Below are 17429 nucleotides of genomic sequence, written 5' to 3' on the forward strand. Positions count from 1 at the left end.
CCATGATTCATGGCCGCGCCCAATGCATCCAAACTACCTGGCTCTTACCTTCAGCTTCACCTGAAGCAAAGTCAGTGCACCCAGCAGGAACACCGCCACGCTCCACATGCCGTCGTGCTGCAGCAGCACCGAGGCCGCCGCAGCGATGCCTGCCAGCCCTTGCTGCAAGAAGCCGCATAGGGCCATGGCATGCGCGCCGTAGTCGTGGGCATCGCTGACGGCGGTTGCCATGCTGTTTGGAAACAGCACCGCCTGGCCAAAGATAGTCAGGCAATACAACGCGATAAAAATCCACAGCCCGGTGAGATGGGTCAACAGGCCATCCAGCCAGAACACCAGCATCAGCGTGGTCGCCAGGGCGATCAGCGCGGCGCCCGCATGCATCAGCCGGAAGCCGCCAAGCCGGCCCACCAGGCGATTGACCAGCATGGCGCCGCTAAAATAGGCCAGACCAATCAGCAGGCCAATGCTGCCGAAGCCCGTCACGGCCAGGTGAAAATGCTCCTGGAACACGAAGGGACTCACTTCCTGCAAAGTCACGGTCGTGGCAAATCCCAGGCCGCCCGCGCACGCGGGCCAAAAGAAACCGGGGCGTCGCAGGACACTCCAGTAGGTCGCGGCCATCCCCGACGTGACGGCGGTATGGCGCCCCGCCTTCAAAGGCAAGGAATACGACAGCACGACGGCCAGCGCGGCAGTGATAGCCATCAGCACAAAACCGGCTTCCCAATGACTGTACTGGCCGATCAACCCGCCGACAAACTGCCCGCCGCCCAGCGCCGTGATAAAAGCAATCGACAGCACGGAAAGCCGCCGCGCCAGCTCGTCGCCACGCCAGTTATCGCGGACAATAATTCTCGCAATGATCGCCGCGCCACCGCCCGCGATACCCTGGATCGCGCGCAGCACCAGTAGCTCCAGCGCGGAGGTGCAACTTGCGAGCAGCAGGCTGCTGGCAATGAAGAGCAGTAGGGAAATCAGCAAAGGAGCACGCCTGCCCCAGCGTTCGGCAGCGGCGCCCCAGAACAGCACAGGCAGCGCTGCGCCGATCACATACGCGGAAATCGACAACTCGACGGCGCTCTGGGTCATCTTCAGGTCGCGCATGACGGTGGGCAACGACGGTAGATAAACGGTCGTCGCCATCTGCGCCATGAACACCACCAGGCACGCCAGCGCCATGGCGCGCAGAGCCGACCCGGCGCCTTCGAAGGCCGCGTCAGCGGCCAGAGCAGGCTTGTCACTCATGTTCGGCCTTGACTTGAGCGTACATCGTGAGGCGCGCGGCACAGCCGGCCCATTTCCGCCGGCTCATTTCCGCCACATAACGCGCCAACGCCTCCGCAGCTGCAGCGCCGTTATCGCGTCGATATTCGCTGTATCGCATGGCACGTTCGATCTGCAAGGCATCGATCAACGGCCTCGCGTTCGTGGATAAATTGCCACCCTATTGACCGGCGGGTTCGGCAAGGTGCAACAGACAGTCGCCACGTTGCACCCAGGCGGGCACGCGCTTGCACACTACCTCGCCGGCGCTCGCGAACTGCAGCGTCACCGGTTCGCGCAAGGGCGTATCGGGGAAATGGATACGCGCCGCCGGCTGCCCCGCGCTCACCTGCTCGCCCAGTTCCACCAACGGCTCGTATAGTCCGCGGTCATATGCGTAGACGTAGTGTCTGGAGCCCGACACTCGCATAAAGCGCGTACTGCCGGGCGGCTGACCAGGCACGAGCGGGCCATGCAACAGGCCAACAAAGCCGAGCAGATGCAACAGTCCGTGGCGTGCTTCGCGCAGCAGTTGCGGCTGCACGGTGCCGCCACCACCCAACTCCGTCAAGATTGAAATCGCTCCCTGACGACGCGCGGCGGTCGCTGCGTGAACCGGATTCTCCGGGTGCAGAAACGCTTTCGGCAAGCCGAACGCCGCCAGCAGCGAGCGCAAGTGCACGGCTTCCTCGGCGCTGCGTGGCTCGATTGCGAGCATATTGGCGCCGTGATACGCCAGCGAGCTGCCGCCGGAATGCAGATCGATCAGGTATTCGGCACGCGCGAGCAAGGTGTGTTCAATGTAGTCCGCGATCAACTCGGTCGGCGTGCCCGCCGGATCGCCCGGAAACGTGCGGTTCAGATTGCCGCCGTCAAGCGGCGAGGTGCGCAAACCCGCTTCCGCAGCCGGGTAATTCGCCATCGGCAACAGAATCAGTTGCCCTTGAACCATGCTCGCGTCAACTTCGCGAATCAGTTGGGAAACGAGGATCTGCCCTTCGTACTCGTCCCCGTGGTTGCCTGCCATGATCAGCACCACCGGTCCGTCGCCGTTGCGGATCGAGGCGATCGGGATCGGGATCCATCCATATGCCGAGCGGTGCACCGAATGAGGCAGCCGCAGGTAGCCCGTGTGCTTGCCGTTCGCGTCCAGATCGATTTCGCTGCGAATGGGATTGGCTGGTTTTGTTTCCATGGTCACCTGTCGCGGGTCATTGAGCTCTATTCTCGATCAGGGTGGCTTCGAGCGTTACCAAGATATCCAGCAATTTATATCCGCGACGAAGCTATGCTCGTTAAATCGAGCGCAATCCTCGTTATGCTCGGTTTTAGATACATTCTATCTTGGTATCTGGCGGCCCATCTCCTACGATATGCTCGTAATATCGTTCAAAAAGCCCGTTAGGCTTGATTTTACGAGCACGAAGATCGACCAATCCGCAGTTGCGGATTCGGCTGTCCTGTTGCAAGCCCTGAACCTCGGGGAACGGCTCGCGCGCCTGCTTACGGAAGAAGACCCGTCTGTAAAGGCGCAATCACTTCGTGAACGGCAGCGGCGGGTAAATAGACCTTCTCCGAAGAATCCCGATGAGCTGGACTTCCAAGACCAATTGTTGACTGGGCGGATCTGGGAGTAAACGTAGTTTTAGCGAACACAGTGAGGGCCCTGCCATGAAAGCGTCCGTCTTCGTGGGAACCAGTCTCGATGGCTTCATTGCAAGAACCGATGGCTCGCTTGATTTTCTCCCGCCAGGTGGTGGGGAACCCCACGGCTATGATGAATTCATGGCCACGGTCGATGCGCTCGTCATTGGCCGCAACACATACGACACGGTATTGGCGTTCGATGCGTGGCCGTACGCACAAAAGCCGGTATTTGTGCTGAGCACTCGCCCACTGGCAAAGGCTCCTTCGGGCGCGATAGTCGAACGTATCGAAGCGGAACCCGCGCAGATCGTGTCTCTGCTCGAAAAACGTGGCCTCCAGCATATCTATGTGGATGGCGGGATCACGATTCAGGCGTTTCTACGGGCGGGTCTCATACAGCACCTCACCATTACGCGCGTTCCCGTTCTGATCGGCGCCGGGATACCCCTCTTTGGCGGCACACTGCGCGACATTCCTCTCAAGCATGTCGCAACACGGCACTACGCAAGCGGACTCGTGCAGAGCGAGTATGAGGTTGGCGCCTAAGAGACCGGGCATGCGCAGACGCGGCATGCCCGGTCCGATTGCCGAACAGCTTACATCTTCACGACGTCAAGCAACGTCTTCTTGCCGCTCTGGTACGTGTACAGCGTGATCACGCCGTGCTTCAGATCGCCCTTCGCATCGAATGTCGTCTGGCCAATCACGCCGTTATAGTCCGTGGTCGGCATCGCTGCCAGGATCTTTGCCGGATCCGTCGAGTTGGCACGCTTCATCGCGTCGACGATGATGTAGACCGAGTCGTACGTAAACGGCGCGTACAGCTGGATATGCTGGCCGAAGCGCTTCTCGTACTTCGCCTCGAACGCTGCGCCGCTTGCCATCTTCTCGAGCGCCATACCCGCTTCCGAGCACACGATGTTGTCGGTGCCGGCGCCGCCCAGGTTGGCGAGGCTGCTGGTGCACACACCGTCACCGGCCAGAATCTTCGCACGCAGGCCGAGTTGCTTGGCCTGCTTGGCGAACGGGCCGCCGGTCGCGTCCATACCGCCGTACATGATCGCGTCAGGGTTCTCGCCCTTGATCTTGGTCAGAATCGCGCGGAAGTCGATCGCCTTGTCGTTGGTCGCATCGTGCGACACCACGGTCAGGCCCAGCGCCTTGGCGGTCTTCTCGAACTCGTTTGCCAGACCCTGGCCGTAAGCGGTCGAGTCGTCGACGATCGCGACGCTCTTCACCTTCAGATCCTTGGCAGCGTAGTTAGCCAGTGCCGGGCCTTGCTGCGCGTCGGTCGCCACGACACGGAAGGTCGTCTTGAAGCCTTGCTGCGTGTACACCGGATTGGTCGCCGACGGCGAAATCTGCACGATGCCTGCGTCGCTATAGATCTTCGAAGCCGGGATCGAGGTACCCGAGGTTTCGTGGCCGACCACCGCCACAACCTTGTCGTCGACCAGCTTCTGCGCAACCTGGGTGGCCGTACGCGGGTCGCCTGCGTCGTCCTGTGCGTCCAGTTGCAGCGTGACCTTCTGACCGGCGATCGTCAGACCCTTTGCGTTGATTTCCTCGACCGCAAGCTGCGCGCCATTCTCGTTATCCTTGCCCTGTTGAGCGGAGCCGCCGGTCAGGGGCGACACGTGACCAATCTTGACGACCGTATCGGCAGACGCGGCACCGCAAACAGCGAACATCGCCAACGCCGCGAGCGCGGTCTTCTTTGTCAAGCACACATTCATTACTGCTTCTCCTTGATTAACGCTCTTCGAAAAACCCCGTTATGCATAGCATGTCGTCTTGTCGGGACCCGAGATAATCTTGGGCGCCTGGCTAAAACTCCAATGCAAAATAGGCATAGGCCATGCATAAATTGCATAACCGAGGTTAATCCCACGCCCTCAAAGAGATCCGCCTCTCACCTGGCGTTTCCCCCACTATCTAGTCCGTGAAATGCACGGAGCGCTGGAAAGTGCGCCCACGCTACGCGTCTTTTGCGCGAATCAGGTAGCCAATTCCACGCATGGTGTGAATTTCCACCCCGGCATCCGCATGATCGAGCTTGCGCCGCAGATTCGATACGTGCGAGTCCAGCGCGTTCGAGGCGATATCGCGCTCGAATCCGTAGACCTGGGTAGAGAGTGATTCGCGCCGAACGGTCTTGTCGCGCCGTTCGATGAGCGCCTGCAGCACCAGCAATTCACGGCGTTGCAAGGCAAGACGCTCGCCATTCACCAGCGCCTCCTTGGCCTCGAAATCGAATACGAGTCGTCCAATGCTTTCTTGCGGGTCCCTGAGCACGGCGGGGCGGCGATCGAGGGCACGCAGTCGCGCCACGAGTTCGTCCATTGAGAACGGCTTGGGCAGATAATCGTCCGCGCCCGCATCGAGACCTTCAACTCGCGCGGTCACGTCACACATTGCGCTCAGTACGATGATGGCGACGCCAGGCGCGCTGGCACGCAAATGTGGAATGATCGAAATGCCGTCGCCGTCGGGCAGCTTCCGGTCGAGGAGCGCCAGCTTGTAAGTCACCTCATTGATCGCATAGCGCGCGGTGCTGAGCGTCGAAACGTGATCGACCGCCATCCTGCGTTTTTCCAGCGCGCTCTGAATGGCGGAGGCAAGCTCCATTTCATCTTCGATAAGCAGTATTCGCATAGAGCCTTTCGGGTCGTGCTCTCTGGGTTCGACGCAACATGGAGTCCTCATCGGGAGAGCGCCGGTCCAATCACATCAGGCGCCCTCGCCGGCCAGTCTCACTTGAAGGTGTAAGTGACCATCGCGTCAGTCAAAAGGGACGCACGGCGCTGCACAATCGGACTATTGGCGGCATCTCCGGTCAGATTGGTGACCTGCTGCGTTGCCGATACGGACCAGTTCTTGTTGAACTGATGGTTCCATGTCACCCCGGCACGGACGGCATACAGTCCCGAGCCCACGCCGTATTGGGGGAAGCCACTGTTTGCGCTTTGCGACGCGTCGACACCGAAGAATGTCTGGTTGTACTTCGAGGAGCCGAAATCCGCCTCCGCGTTCGTACTCAGGCTATCGCGCCCCACCTGGACAATCACGTATTGAAAGCCTATCCGGTAGGTCTCTCCACGGCTGCGGTTCGTCAGCGGCAGGTCCGCCGCAAGCGTCACGGCGCCGCGCTCACCGAGACGGTATCCCGCCGTGACCGTGGTAATCAGGGCGCCGGGAATGTCGCCCATACCCCTCAGATAGTTGGAACCGCCTAGCCACGATTCATTCTCGTCCTTGCGCCCGCTCGCGTAGTTGATGCTCGTATCGATGAAGAAATTCGCCGGCAGCAGCCACTTGTAGCCAATCCCCTTCCCCGAATCGATATAGATGCCGAGCGGAGTGACCACGTCGAGATAAGGAATCGGCAGAACAAAATAATCGCTGCTTCCCAGGTATCGCGGAGCAATTACGGCGCCAAGCCCAGCGGTGACGCTGTATCCACCTTGTGCACCATCGGCCCGGGCAAGTGGTGCAGTACAAAGACATACCGCCGCAACGGAAATGCAGGAAAAATCTCGAAGGTTCATAGAATCTCAAATCGATGATAACGCCGCCCGAAGCGGTCACGGATCGTCAAGCCCAAGCGGCGCAGAGGTGAGCGCGTCAACCGCAGGCGCACAGGGAGCGACGGCACGCGCAAGTGCGCGGCCCCCTCCTCGCGGCGATCCTGGACGACTTGCTAGCGCAGCGGCGATTCTAGGGACCGCACGTTGTCGGAACATTGTGGAAGTGGCCCGGCATGCTTAAAAGTGCGGACGCGGTGCTGGAAAACCTGCCTTGTCATAAGCGTCTTGTATTGCGGCAGACCGATTTCATCTTGGCGTGCCCGGCGCGGGGAGCATACCGTTATGACCATACGCTGCCCGCATCAACGAGCCTCGTCAGTGTGCGCGCAGCGATCTCTCTTCTTTCCCGAAGCCAATCCAACCATGTACAAAGCCATTCGCAAGAACCCCTCGGCTGCGCCAGCCGACGCAAGAATACTGAATGCGTTGCGGGATATTCCGGTTTCCGCGCTCAGCGACAACATGCACCGCAATATCGGTAGCGTGGGGTTACAGCCCTATCAGAAGCCCGCCAAGAAAACCATGGCAGGCACCGCGGTCACGGTGAAATCGCGGGGTGGCGACAATCTGACCTATCTGCGTGCACTGGAATTTTGCCGCCCAGGTGACGTTCTCGTTGTCGATGCCGGGGGCGATCTCAACAACGCGGTCGTCGGCGGCATCCTGTCGTTCTACGCAGCCAGTATCGGTGTCGTAGGCCTTGTGATTGACGGCGCGATACGCGACGTAGCCGAAATCCGCGACCGCGACTTTCCGGTCTACGCACGCGGCGTGACGCACCGCGGCCCCTACAAGGACGGCCCCGGCGAGATCAATGTGCCGGTGTCGGTTGGAGGCATGGTCGTCAACCCGGGCGATGTCGTCGTGGGCGATCAGGATGGCTTGCTGGCGATTCCGCAGGTGGATGTCGAGCGGGTGATCGAAAAAGCTCGCGAGGTTCTGAAAGCAGAGGCCGAAACCATGCGCGCCATGAAGGAAGGCCGCTGGGACCGCGCGTTTATTGACGCGCTGGAGGCACGCTGCAATAACTAGGGATGCAAAAGCGGCGGTCCCCGGTTACCCGGTGACCGCCGTAATTCTGTTAGCGACAGCTAGCGATAGCGCATTACTCGAAACTGACCAGCACCTTCATCGATTTCGAGCGGTCGCCGGCAGCCTGAAACGCCGCGACCGAATCCTGATAGGGAAATACGCCCGAAATCAGCGGTTTGACGTCGATCAGACCTTTGTTCAGCAACTCCACTGCCACCGCGAATTCCTCGTGAAAACGGAATGCGCCGCGCAAGTCGAATTCCTTGGCAACCACAACGTTGATCGGCAAGCTGATATCGCCACCCAGTCCAACCTGGACGATGACGCCGCGCGGACGCAGCACATCGAACGCACTGCGCAGCGCCGCGGCGTTTCCACTCGCCTCGAACAGGACGTCGAAGCTCCCCTTGTCGGCGGAGAACGGCGCCAGGGCATCGGGCTGCGCGGCAATATTGAACGCAAGGTCGGCGCCGACACGCAGCGCGCTCTCGAGCGGCAGCGCGTTGACATCGGTTGCGACTATCGTCGCGGCTCCCGCTCGACGGGCGGCGGCGACGATCAACGCACCAATCGGTCCGCAGCCCGTGACGAGCACCCGCTTGCCCAGCAGAGGCCCCGCGCGCCGCACCGCATGAAGCGCCACGGAGAGCGGTTCGGCCATCGCGGCTTCCGCGTCGCTCAGGGTGTCGGCAACAACGTGAGCCTGCGCCCGGTCGATGACGATTTCCTGGCGAAACGCCCCTTGCACATGGGGTGTGCGCATGGCGCTGCCGTAGTAGCGCATATCCAGGCAGTGATTCTGCAAGCCTTGCTGGCAATACTGGCAAAGCCCGCATGGCCGGCTCGGACTGATGGCGATGCGCGTGCCGATGGGCAGGTCGGTCACGCCTGAGCCGGCGCCCGCCACGACACCCGATACCTCATGGCCCAGGACCATCGGCTCCTTGATGCGCACGGTCCCAAACCCGCCGTGATTGAAATAATGCAGATCGGAGCCGCAAATTCCTCCAGCCCGAACGCGTATCAGCAACTGGCCGGCCTCGGGTTCAGGCGTCGGAATGTCCTCGATACGCAGGTCCAGCGGAGCGTGGATAACGAGTGCATGCATGGCAAAAGCCTCTGTCGGTAAACCAGTGAAGTGGGATGCGTGAATACGCTGTGCCTGCGGGTTCAGAACCTGTGACGCAGGCCGATATCTGCCTCAAACAGCGAGTTGTGTCCGTAGAACGGCTGATTGGACCCGGAAGCGGCAGCCAGCGTGACCCATGCACCGGTCAGATGATTGTAGTCCGCGCCGATATAGACGTCGGTCCGCTTGCTCAGGAAGTAGTCGAGCGTCGGGCCACCGGTGATGCGCGTGCCGCTTTCGCCTGCATGGTGCACGAAGTCGACGTAGAGCGGCAGATCGACGACAAACTCCGGTGTGACGTAGTACTGCACGGCCGTCGAGAACGAGTCGTTGCGGTAGTCGGCCGGATAGACGTGGCTATAGATATAGGAGCCGAAGACCTTGGCCGCACCGAACTGATAGGTCGCGCCCGCCGTGAAGACTTTCTGCGAGCTGTCCGGAATCGTGAGTCCGAAGTAGGTGCTGCCATACTCGGTCGTGGCCGGCGTCAGGCCGCCAATGTCGTTGATCACCTGATAGGCCGCGCCGACGCTCAAGGGCCCATGCTCATACGAAAGACTGACCGCAGGAGACGAATACTGGTGGAATTCACCCGCGGTCTGGCCAAAGGTGTAAGCGCCTTTAGCGGTAAAACCGGCAATCGTCGGTGAGGTGTACCGGACCGTGTTGTCCAGGCGCCCGCCGCCGGTCTCGCCTGCGCCCTGGAAGCCGACTGTGCCGGTGTAATTGGCAAACGCATAGATGTCGTGCGTCCAGCCCATTTCGTGCACCAGCGTGTATTGACGGCCCAGTGTGATCGTGCCGTATTGACTGGCGAGGCCGACCATGGCGGTGCGGCCGAACAGACGTGCCGTGCCTGAGGGCGTCGATTGCTGGGTCACGCCGGTATTCGGCGTGAAACCGCCTTCAAGCTGAAAGATCGCCGCCATGCCGCCGCCGAGGTCCTCCTTGCCCTGAAAGCCCCAACGGCTTCCCTGAATCTCCCCGCCGCTTCCCATGGTGAAAAGACTGCCGTTGCCGGTCTTGGTCTGATGGTTGTCGTAGCGCACCGCTTCGTCGATGATGCCGTACAGCGTGACGCTGGATTGTGCATATACGGTCCCCGACAATGCCAGTCCAATACCAGTAAGTACACCTAATGTATTATTTTTCACGAGAAGATCCCCTTGCAATTGGAAGAAAACGGAAAGTTTCAGGTCGGCTGCCGCATCCGGCCGGTGCGGCATGTTTTTATATTCAGGGGTGTGACGCGGGAAGCCGCGCCACGTCCCGGCTCTCAGTCCAACGCAGCCACGGCTGCTGCGATCTTCCTGCAGCCTTCGTCGATGATCTCTACGCTGGTGGCAATCGACATCCGGAAGAAGGGCGATAGGCCATAAGCCGAACCTGCCACCACCGCCACCCCGGCATGTTCGAGCAGGTAGAGCACGACATCGGCGTCACCTTCGAGACGCTTTCCCTGCGGCGTGGTGCGGCCAATCATGCCGCTGCAGTTCACGTAGAGATAGAAAGCGCCGCCCGGCGTCCGGCAACTGATGCCCGGTATCGCATTGAGCGCTTCCAGCGCGCGGTCGCGCCGTTGCCGATAGATCTGCACGGAATCGCTGAGGAAACTCTGGTCGCCCGTCAACGCCGCGAGCGCCGCGGCCTGGCTAACGGAGCTGGCATTGCTGGTCGACTGGGACTGCAGCGTGTCCATTGCAGCAATAAGATCGGCTGGCCCAGCCGCATAGCCAATGCGCCAGCCGGTCATCGCGTAGGTTTTCGACACGCCGTTGACGACCAGGGTGCGGTCCGCCAGTTCGGGCTCGACTGACAGCAGATGTTGGGGGACATCGCCGTCGAAGCGGATATGCTCGTAGATATCGTCCAGCATCACGAGCACGCGCGGATGTTGCAGCAACACGTCCGCCAGCGCGCGCACCTCCGCGGACGTATAGGTGGCGCCGGTTGGATTGGTCGGCGAATTGATGACCAGCCAGCGCGTGCGCGGCGTGATGGCGGCCGCGAGATTCGCAGCCGTCAGTTTGAAACCGTCTTCCTCGGTGCAGGGCACCACTACCGGTACACCGTCGCAGGCCAGCACCATGTCCGGGTAGGACACCCAGTACGGCGCGGGAATCAGCACTTCGTCGCCGGCCTCGACCGTGATGGCGAGTGCGTTAAAGATCGCGTGCTTGGCGCCGCACGTGACGATAATGTGTTTGGGATCGTACGTGAGCCCGTTTTCACGCTTGAGCTTGCCGGCAATCGCGGTGCGCAGCGCCGGCGTACCGGCGGTTTGCGTATAGCGTGTTTCGCCACGCTCCACGGCTTCGAACGCCGCGCGGCGGATATGCTCCGGCGTGTCGAAGTCGGGTTCACCAACGACCAGATTGACGATTGTTTTGCCCTGGCGCCGCAGCTCGGCGGCACGGTCGGCCGCAGCACTGCTAGGCGATGGTTTGATTCGCTGGACGCGGGCGGCAATGCGCGATGCACTCACACTGAACTCCTCAACGGCGGTTGACGAGCCCTAACAGTAAGCGCGCAGAAAAGTTGACGCTAAGAGGTCTTTCCGCTGGCGTAATAACATCCACTTATGACAGAACGAGGTACGCACTGCAGCAAATCGCGCCTCCCGCTGTGCATGCCGCAACGCGCCGACCCGGCAGTGTGGGCCTCCGGTCGATTCGCCGGCCTACGGGTTTTTGTCGGGCTGTGCGTCGATCATCGCTTGCCCTATGATGGTTGCAATCCCGTAACCGACGATGGATGCGACCAGCGTGAACCTGCGGCGTTTGAAGTACTTTGTGAAGATTGTCGATATTGGCAGCCTGACTCAGGCGTCCGAAGTGCTGCATATTGCGCAGCCCGCGCTGAGCCAGCAGTTGATCACGCTCGAAGACGAGTTTCAACAGCAGTTGCTGGTCCGCACGAAGCGCGGTGTGACGCCGACGGAAGCAGGCGCCACCCTGTATCGCCATGCGCAACTGATCCTGCGGCAATACGAGCAGGCCCAGTCCGACGTCAAGAGCGCCGGCCAGACCTTGTCGGGCCAGGTCTCGGTTGGCCTCGCGCCAGGCACCGGCGCTTCTGCCCTGTCGTTGCCGCTGTTGCGCACCGTGCGCGCCCGGCACCCGGACATCCTTCTCTACATCAACGAGAACTTCGGGACCACGCTCAGCGAACTGATCATGAACGGCCGCATGGACATGGCCGTCCTGTACGGCGACAAGCCGGTCCACGGGCTTTCGTTCCAGCTTCTCATGAACGAAGAGCTGTTCCTCGTCGCGCCTCGCAGTATGGGCATTACGCAGGAGCAGATCAACGTGACCGATTTGCGCGATGTGCCGCTGCTGCTGCCGCGACCCTATAACTATCTGCGCAAGTACGTGGATGAAGGCTTCGCGCGGGTTCAGATGATCCCCAAGGTGGTGGCGGAGATCGAATCGGCGTCGACGCTTTCGGCTGCCGTGGGTGCGGGCATCGGCGCGACCATCCTGCCGGACTCCACAGCGCGGGTCGTGTCCGCGGCGGGTGACATCGTTCAGTGCCGCATCGTGTCCCCGGTGATCAAGATCCCGCTCTCGGTCTGCCTGTCCGACCACCTTCCCCTTTCGGAGCCCGCCGCTGCGGTCAAGGACATCCTGCTGGAACTGGCAGGAGACCTTGCGCTCGACGTGCGTTCGGAGCCCAGCGCCGATACATAAGCGCGCCTTATCGCTACAAAGCCAAACCGTCTTGGCGCAATATTTCTGCGCCGGATACATTGAGTCCATCGTCGCTCACCCGGTTCGAGCCGGGCCACGGACTCATTGATGGATCTCCAAAAAATTAAGGGCCTGATAGACCTGCTGGCCGGATCGCCGCTCGCCGAACTCGAACTGATCGAGGGCGAAGAGAAGATCCGGCTTGTCAAGGCGCATGGGCGCGGCCGGGCCGCCGCCGCTTCCCTTGCATGCGAGGACAGCCCTGCTACAACGCTTTCGCCTTCGACGCCACACGACGAAGCAGAGCCGGCAAAGACTGACAAGCCCGCTGTCTCTTCTACCGCCCTGGCGTCCGTAGCGAGCGGATCAAGGCTGATATGCGCCCCGATGTTCGGCGTGGTTCATCTCACGCCGGCGCCGGGCGAGGCGCCATTCGTCAACGTAGGCGACGCTGTTGAAGAAGGACAGGTGCTATGCACGATCGAGGCGATGAAGATGTTCAACGCGCTTGAGGCGGAATGCCGCGGAACCGTCGCCGACATTCTCGTCAAGCCGGGCGACGAGGTGGAAGCCGGTCAACCGCTTCTTCGGATCGAGTGACGATGTTCAACAAGGTATTGATTGCCAACCGCGGTGAGATAGCGCTTCGGATCCAGCGAGCCTGCCGCGAGCTGGGACTTAAGACAGTAGCGATTCACTCGGAAGCAGATGCGCAGGCGCGTTACGTGCGGCTGGCGGACGAGGCTTTGTGCATTGGCCCCGCGGCGCCGGGGCAGAGCTATCTGAACCGCGCGGCCATTCTGTTTGCCGCGCATATCAGCGGTGCGCAGGCGATTCATCCGGGCTACGGCTTCCTTTCGGAAAACGCCGACTTCGCCGGGGAAGTCGAGGCAGCAGGCTTGACCTTCATCGGCCCGGAGCCGCAATCCATCCGCACGATGGGCGACAAGGTGGCGGCCAAGCGGGCCATGCGCGCCGCCGGTGTGCCGTGCGTGCCCGGTCCGGATGGCGGCCTGCCTGACGATCCGGCGGCGATCCTGCAGGTTGCCGAAGCGATCGGCTTTCCGGTCATCGTCAAGGCGGCAGGCGGTGGCGGCGGGCGCGGCATGCGCGTTGTAGAGAGCGCCGCGCAGTTGCTGGAAGCGGTGTCCGTGACGCGCGAGGAAGCGCGCCGCGCTTTCGGCAAGCCGGAACTCTATGTCGAGAAGTTTCTCGAGCATCCGCGCCACGTCGAAATTCAGGTCTTGTGCGACACCCACGGCAATGCACTCTGGCTGGGTTCGCGTGACTGTTCGTTGCAGCGGCGCCATCAGAAGGTGCTGGAAGAAGCGCCCGCGCCCGGCATCGATCCGGCGCTGATCCGCCAGGTCGGCGAGCGCTGCGTGGAGGCGTGCCGGCAGACCCGCTACCGCGGAGCCGGCACATTCGAATTCCTGTTCGAAGACGGCGAATTCTATTTCATCGAAATGAATACCCGGCTGCAGGTCGAGCATCCCGTGACGGAGATGACTTCCGGCATCGATATCGTCAGGGAACAGATTCGCATTGCGCAAGGGCACGCATTGACGCTCAGGCAAGCGGACATCCGCACGCTTGGGCATTCGCTCGAATGCCGTATCAATGCCGAGGACCCCTTCAGCTTCATCCCCTCCCCTGGCAGGGTAAGCGCGTGGGAACTGCCGGGCGGAAACGGAGTGCGCGTCGACTCGCATCTGAGCAGCGGCGAGATCGTGCCACCGTATTACGATTCGCTGATCGCCAAGCTCATCACGCATGGGGCGACCCGCGACGAGGCGCTCGCGCGCATGCGGCTCGCGCTCTCGGAGATGCGGGTCGAAGGTATCCGTACCAACGTGCAGTTGCATCAGGCCGTGCTGGAGGACGAAGGGTTTTGCGCGGGCGGCGTCGACATTCATCATCTGGAACGCTGGCTCGCAAAGAGGACACCGACATGACGGCCATCGTTGAGCGTGAGCCGGTTGCGCATGCCGGCGCGGCCGGCGCAATGCCACTGCGGCCGGACTCAGAAAGGACTGCCCCCGTAATGAAACACAACGATTCGGACCAGCCGCTCTGTATCAGCATGCTTGGTACGACGGCCATGCTGTTCGAGGCGCCCGGCGCGCTCGACCTGCGCACGCAGCGCCGCATCTGGACGCTCGCCCGTGAGGTCGAGTCATGGCCGGGTGTGCGCGAGGCGGTGCCCGGCGTCACCAACCTGATGCTGACGTTCGTCACGCCGCCTGCCGATCCACGCTCGCTCGACGCCGCTTTGCGCGACGCATGGGCTGCGGCAGTCGAGCTGCAGATCGAAGGGAAAGTCGTGGAACTGCCGGTCGAATACGGCGGCGAATTCGGACCGCATCTGCATGACGTGGTGACGCATACCGGTTTGTCCGTCGATGACGTTGTGCAGTTGCACTGCGCGCCGCTCTATACCGTCTACGCGCTTGGCAGCCACCCTGGCTACTGCTATCTCGGCGGCATGGACCCGCGCATTGCCACGCCGCGCCGCAAGGTTCCGGTGCTCGGCCTGCCTGGCGGCGCGGTGTCGATCGGCGGGGTGCAGACCGGCGTTTCCGCGTCCACCGGCCCGAGCGGCTGGAACACGATCGGCCATACGTCAATGTCGTTCTTCGATCCGGCGCGCGAGAACCCGGCCACGCTCGCGCCTGGCGACATGATCCGCTTTCGCGTCGAGAGGATCGTCCCATGATCGAGATCCTGTCTTCCTCTGCGCTCGCCACGGTGCAGGATCAGGGGCGCGAGGGCTATCTGCGCTACGGTGTCGGGACCAGCGGTGCGATGGACCGCCTCGCGCTCTCGGTAGGCAATCTCCTGCTCGGCAACCCGGAAGACGCAGCGGGCATCGAGATTCCGCTGTTTCCCTTCCGCATCCGCTTTCTCGAAGATCTCGCGTTCGCCCTCACCGGCGCGGATTGCGCGGCGCGCCTCGGGGAGCGGCCTGTGCTCCCCTGGTGGACTGCGCAGGCAAAGAAGGGCGACGTGCTGACGATCGGTGTGCCGGCCAGCGGCACGCGTTGCTATCTGTCGCTCGCGGGCGGGGTCGACGTGCCGGTCGTGCTCGGCTCGCGCAGTACCCAGTTGCGCGGACAGTTCGGCGGCTACAACGGGCGTCAGCTGCAGAAAGGCGACGTGGTGCAGGCTGTCCGCGCGGCTTCCACGGGGCTGGATGAGCAGACCCGCGACACCGGGTTCGGCACCGTGCCGCCGGAGTATTCGCTGCCGGGTCCGCTGGCCGTGCCTGCGGCCGACGCGGCTGAAACCGTCGTGCGGGTGCTGCCCGCGGCCGAATACGACCGTTACCAGCCGGAATCGCTCGACGCATTCTGGCGCGAAGGATGGAAAGTGACACCGCAAAGCGACCGCTATGGATACCGTCTTGCGGGACCGGCCTTGAACGCGATCCATACGCTCGAAAAGCGCTCGCACGGCATCGTCCCCGGCGTGATTCAGGTGCCGCATAGCGGACAGCCGATTATCCAGTTGCGCGACGCGCAGCCCTCCGGAGGCTACCCGAAGATCGGCACGGTGATCGAAGCGGACTTGTGGCGGCTCGCGCAGGCCCGCATTGGCACGAAAATCCGTTTCGTCCAGACGACTTATCCGGAAGCGGTAGCGGCACTCGAAGAAGTGGAGCGTTATCTCGTCAAGGTGCGCAACCTCGTTAGCCTTTTTCGCGGCTCCAGACACTGAAAGATGACACAGAAAATCGAAGTGGAGATTGGCGAACTTCGGCAGATCACGACGTGGCTGGCCGCGGGTAATGTCGAGTTCGTCGAGATCAGCAGACCCGGGACGACCATTCGTCTGACCATGGAGCAGGAGCCTTGCGCTGCTGTGGACGCGCCGCCGCTAGCGGCGCAAAGCGCGCGCCCTGCCGCGGCGTTCGATGCAACCACGCGCGTACAGAAGCGGACTACTACCGTGACGGCGCGCTCGGTGGGTGTTTTCCTGGCAGCGCATCCCGCGCGCTCTACGCCGCTCGTCGAGCCTGGCACCCCCGTCGCCCAGGGCGAAGTGGTCGGCCTGTTGCAGATTGCGCAGTTGTGCGTGCCGGTCGTCGCGCCTGTGGATGGGACCGTCAGCCAGTTGCTGGCCGTGCACGGCGCTACCGTCGGCTATGGAACCCCCTTGCTTGAGCTTGAATAACGGAGACTGGACTGTGGAAATCGATCTTAACGCCGATCTCGGCGAGGGCTTTGGCCCCTACACCATGGGCGAAGACGAAGCGATGCTCGGGGTCGTCTCGTCCGCCAACGTCGCTTGCGGCTATCACGCGGGCGACCCGGTCATCATGGACAAGACCGTGCGTATGGCGCTGGCACGGCAGATCGACATTGGCGCGCATGTCGGTTTTCCCGACCTGATGGGTTTCGGCCGGCGGCCGATTCACGCCGATCCGCTGGAGCTCGCCAAGTACGTTCTGTATCAGATCGGTGCGCTCGCCGGAATCGCGAAGGCCGCTGGGCACCGGGTTACGCATATGAGCTTTCACGGGGCGCTCGGCAACATGGCCGCCGCATCCTACGCGCTGGCCGAACCGCTGGTGCGGGCGGTCGCCGAGTTCGACCGCGATCTGGTGATCAGCGTCTCGACCAACACGGAGATCGAACGCGCTGCCGAACGGGTGGGAATCCGCACCGCCAACACTTTCCTCGCCGATCGCGCCTATGACGATCAAGGCGCCCTTGTGTCGCGCAAGCTGGACGGCGCGGTGATCAAGGACCGTGCAGCGGTGCTGGCGCGCGTCACGGAGTTGCTCGAACAAGGCACGATCACGACGATTAGCGGTAACAAGCTGAAAGTCACCGTCCAATCAATCCTGCTGCACGGCGACACTCCCGGCGCAGTCGAACTCGCGCGCACCGTGCGCGGCGTGATCGAGGCGGCTGGCGGGCGGGTCGTGCCCCTGTCGAAGCTGGTGCGTTGAATCGCGCGCATCCATCATAAGACCACCTTATCGCTACAGGCCCAATTCGTCTTGGCGTCGCGTTGTCACGCCATATACATTGAATCTCGAGGTGCTCGCCCACCTCGGAGTGAGACATTTCA

18 protein-coding genes are annotated in these 17429 nt (G+C 62.1%); 9 read left to right on the plus strand and 9 right to left on the minus strand.

Features of this window, described 5'->3' with window-relative positions; all coding sequences use genetic code 11:
• Positions 1-33: 33 nt before the first annotated feature.
• The 3 genes from FFS45_RS03030 to FFS45_RS03035 are packed head-to-tail and all read right to left on the minus strand — an operon-like array spanning position 34 to position 2461.
• Complete coding sequence (locus tag FFS45_RS03030; RefSeq protein ID WP_249362572.1) at positions 34-1248, minus strand: MFS transporter; 1215 nt, start codon at positions 1246-1248, stop codon at positions 34-36.
• Complete coding sequence (locus tag FFS45_RS41570) at positions 1241-1417, minus strand: hypothetical protein (protein ID WP_171029552.1); 177 nt, start codon at positions 1415-1417, stop codon at positions 1241-1243. Before FFS45_RS41570 ends, FFS45_RS03030 begins: the two co-directional genes overlap by 8 nt.
• Positions 1418-1447: 30 nt before the next feature.
• The gene (locus FFS45_RS03035) at positions 1448-2461 is read right to left on the minus strand and encodes a succinylglutamate desuccinylase/aspartoacylase family protein (RefSeq protein ID WP_137953221.1); all 1014 of its coding nucleotides are present in this window, start codon (positions 2459-2461) and stop codon (positions 1448-1450) included.
• A gap of 476 nt (positions 2462-2937) precedes the next feature.
• On the opposite strand from FFS45_RS03035, the gene FFS45_RS03040 reads away from it, so the two are divergent.
• Complete coding sequence (locus FFS45_RS03040; protein WP_137953222.1) at positions 2938-3459, plus strand: dihydrofolate reductase family protein; 522 nt, start codon at positions 2938-2940, stop codon at positions 3457-3459.
• Between the two features lie 50 nt (positions 3460-3509).
• On the opposite strand, the gene FFS45_RS03045 is transcribed toward FFS45_RS03040, so the two are convergent.
• The 3 genes from FFS45_RS03045 to FFS45_RS03055 all read right to left on the minus strand — a co-directional run bounded on the left by FFS45_RS03045 (position 3510) and on the right by FFS45_RS03055 (position 6461).
• Entirely contained in the window at positions 3510-4649 is a 1140-nt protein-coding gene (locus tag FFS45_RS03045) for a branched-chain amino acid ABC transporter substrate-binding protein (RefSeq protein ID WP_137953223.1), read from the minus strand.
• 241 nt (positions 4650-4890) lie between these two features.
• The gene (locus FFS45_RS03050; RefSeq protein WP_137953224.1) at positions 4891-5568 is read right to left on the minus strand and encodes a response regulator transcription factor; all 678 of its coding nucleotides are present in this window, start codon (positions 5566-5568) and stop codon (positions 4891-4893) included.
• 98 nt (positions 5569-5666) lie between these two features.
• The gene (locus FFS45_RS03055) at positions 5667-6461 is read right to left on the minus strand and encodes a MipA/OmpV family protein (protein WP_137953225.1); all 795 of its coding nucleotides are present in this window, start codon (positions 6459-6461) and stop codon (positions 5667-5669) included.
• Positions 6462-6863: 402 nt separating this feature from the next.
• Between FFS45_RS03055 and FFS45_RS03060 the strand changes: the two genes are divergently transcribed.
• A complete protein-coding gene (locus tag FFS45_RS03060) occupies positions 6864-7532 on the plus strand; it encodes an RraA family protein (protein ID WP_137953226.1) in 669 nt (222 codons plus the stop codon).
• Positions 7533-7605: 73 nt separating this feature from the next.
• On the opposite strand, the gene FFS45_RS03065 is transcribed toward FFS45_RS03060, so the two are convergent.
• The 3 genes from FFS45_RS03065 to FFS45_RS03075 all read right to left on the minus strand — a co-directional run bounded on the left by FFS45_RS03065 (position 7606) and on the right by FFS45_RS03075 (position 11146).
• The gene (locus FFS45_RS03065) at positions 7606-8640 is read right to left on the minus strand and encodes an L-idonate 5-dehydrogenase (protein WP_137953227.1); all 1035 of its coding nucleotides are present in this window, start codon (positions 8638-8640) and stop codon (positions 7606-7608) included.
• A gap of 62 nt (positions 8641-8702) precedes the next feature.
• On the minus strand, positions 8703-9776 hold the full coding sequence (locus FFS45_RS03070) for a porin (RefSeq protein ID WP_249362609.1): 1074 nt from the start codon (positions 9774-9776) through the stop codon (positions 8703-8705).
• 161 nt (positions 9777-9937) lie between these two features.
• Positions 9938-11146: an aspartate transaminase gene (locus FFS45_RS03075; RefSeq protein WP_137953229.1), complete on the minus strand. Its 1209-nt coding sequence runs from the start codon at positions 11144-11146 to the stop codon at positions 9938-9940.
• Positions 11147-11426: 280 nt separating this feature from the next.
• Between FFS45_RS03075 and nac the strand changes: the two genes are divergently transcribed.
• The 7 genes from nac to FFS45_RS03110 all read left to right on the plus strand — a co-directional run bounded on the left by nac (position 11427) and on the right by FFS45_RS03110 (position 17307).
• On the plus strand, positions 11427-12353 hold the full coding sequence (gene nac / locus FFS45_RS03080) for a nitrogen assimilation transcriptional regulator NAC (RefSeq protein ID WP_137953452.1): 927 nt from the start codon (positions 11427-11429) through the stop codon (positions 12351-12353).
• Between the two features lie 108 nt (positions 12354-12461).
• Positions 12462-12953, plus strand: coding sequence for an acetyl-CoA carboxylase biotin carboxyl carrier protein (gene accB, locus FFS45_RS03085; RefSeq protein ID WP_137953230.1), 492 nt, complete (start codon positions 12462-12464; stop codon positions 12951-12953).
• A gap of 2 nt (positions 12954-12955) precedes the next feature.
• Entirely contained in the window at positions 12956-14308 is a 1353-nt protein-coding gene (gene accC, locus FFS45_RS03090; RefSeq protein WP_137953231.1) for an acetyl-CoA carboxylase biotin carboxylase subunit, read from the plus strand.
• Positions 14309-14397: 89 nt separating this feature from the next.
• On the plus strand, positions 14398-15069 hold the full coding sequence (pxpB, locus tag FFS45_RS03095; protein ID WP_171029553.1) for a 5-oxoprolinase subunit PxpB: 672 nt from the start codon (positions 14398-14400) through the stop codon (positions 15067-15069).
• On the plus strand, positions 15066-16070 hold the full coding sequence (locus FFS45_RS03100) for a biotin-dependent carboxyltransferase family protein (RefSeq protein WP_137953232.1): 1005 nt from the start codon (positions 15066-15068) through the stop codon (positions 16068-16070). The genes pxpB and FFS45_RS03100 overlap by 4 nt, the downstream gene beginning before the upstream one ends.
• A 3-nt stretch (positions 16071-16073) precedes the next feature.
• The gene (locus FFS45_RS03105; RefSeq protein WP_137953233.1) at positions 16074-16526 is read left to right on the plus strand and encodes an acetyl-CoA carboxylase biotin carboxyl carrier protein subunit; all 453 of its coding nucleotides are present in this window, start codon (positions 16074-16076) and stop codon (positions 16524-16526) included.
• A 13-nt stretch (positions 16527-16539) separates the two neighbouring features.
• Entirely contained in the window at positions 16540-17307 is a 768-nt protein-coding gene (locus tag FFS45_RS03110) for a 5-oxoprolinase subunit PxpA (protein WP_137953234.1), read from the plus strand.
• The last annotated feature ends 122 nt before the right edge of the window (positions 17308-17429 follow it).

Source organism: Burkholderia sp. 4M9327F10, from assembly GCF_005503145.1.
Lineage (GTDB): Bacteria > Pseudomonadota > Gammaproteobacteria > Burkholderiales > Burkholderiaceae > Paraburkholderia.

Coding starts and splice junctions, on each gene's coding strand:
- FFS45_RS03030 (WP_249362572.1), bottom strand. CDS start 1,248: ATGAGTGACAAGCCTGCTCTGGCCGCTGACGCGGCCTTCGAAGGCGCC.
- FFS45_RS03035 (WP_137953221.1), bottom strand. CDS start 2,461: ATGGAAACAAAACCAGCCAATCCCATTCGCAGCGAAATCGATCTGGAC.
- FFS45_RS03040 (WP_137953222.1), top strand. CDS start 2,938: ATGAAAGCGTCCGTCTTCGTGGGAACCAGTCTCGATGGCTTCATTGCA.
- FFS45_RS03045 (WP_137953223.1), bottom strand. CDS start 4,649: ATGAATGTGTGCTTGACAAAGAAGACCGCGCTCGCGGCGTTGGCGATG.
- FFS45_RS03050 (WP_137953224.1), bottom strand. CDS start 5,568: ATGCGAATACTGCTTATCGAAGATGAAATGGAGCTTGCCTCCGCCATT.
- FFS45_RS03055 (WP_137953225.1), bottom strand. CDS start 6,461: ATGAACCTTCGAGATTTTTCCTGCATTTCCGTTGCGGCGGTATGTCTT.
- FFS45_RS03060 (WP_137953226.1), top strand. CDS start 6,864: ATGTACAAAGCCATTCGCAAGAACCCCTCGGCTGCGCCAGCCGACGCA.
- FFS45_RS03065 (WP_137953227.1), bottom strand. CDS start 8,640: ATGCATGCACTCGTTATCCACGCTCCGCTGGACCTGCGTATCGAGGAC.
- accB (WP_137953230.1), top strand. CDS start 12,462: ATGGATCTCCAAAAAATTAAGGGCCTGATAGACCTGCTGGCCGGATCG.
- accC (WP_137953231.1), top strand. CDS start 12,956: ATGTTCAACAAGGTATTGATTGCCAACCGCGGTGAGATAGCGCTTCGG.
- pxpB (WP_171029553.1), top strand. CDS start 14,398: ATGAAACACAACGATTCGGACCAGCCGCTCTGTATCAGCATGCTTGGT.
- FFS45_RS03100 (WP_137953232.1), top strand. CDS start 15,066: ATGATCGAGATCCTGTCTTCCTCTGCGCTCGCCACGGTGCAGGATCAG.
- FFS45_RS03105 (WP_137953233.1), top strand. CDS start 16,074: ATGACACAGAAAATCGAAGTGGAGATTGGCGAACTTCGGCAGATCACG.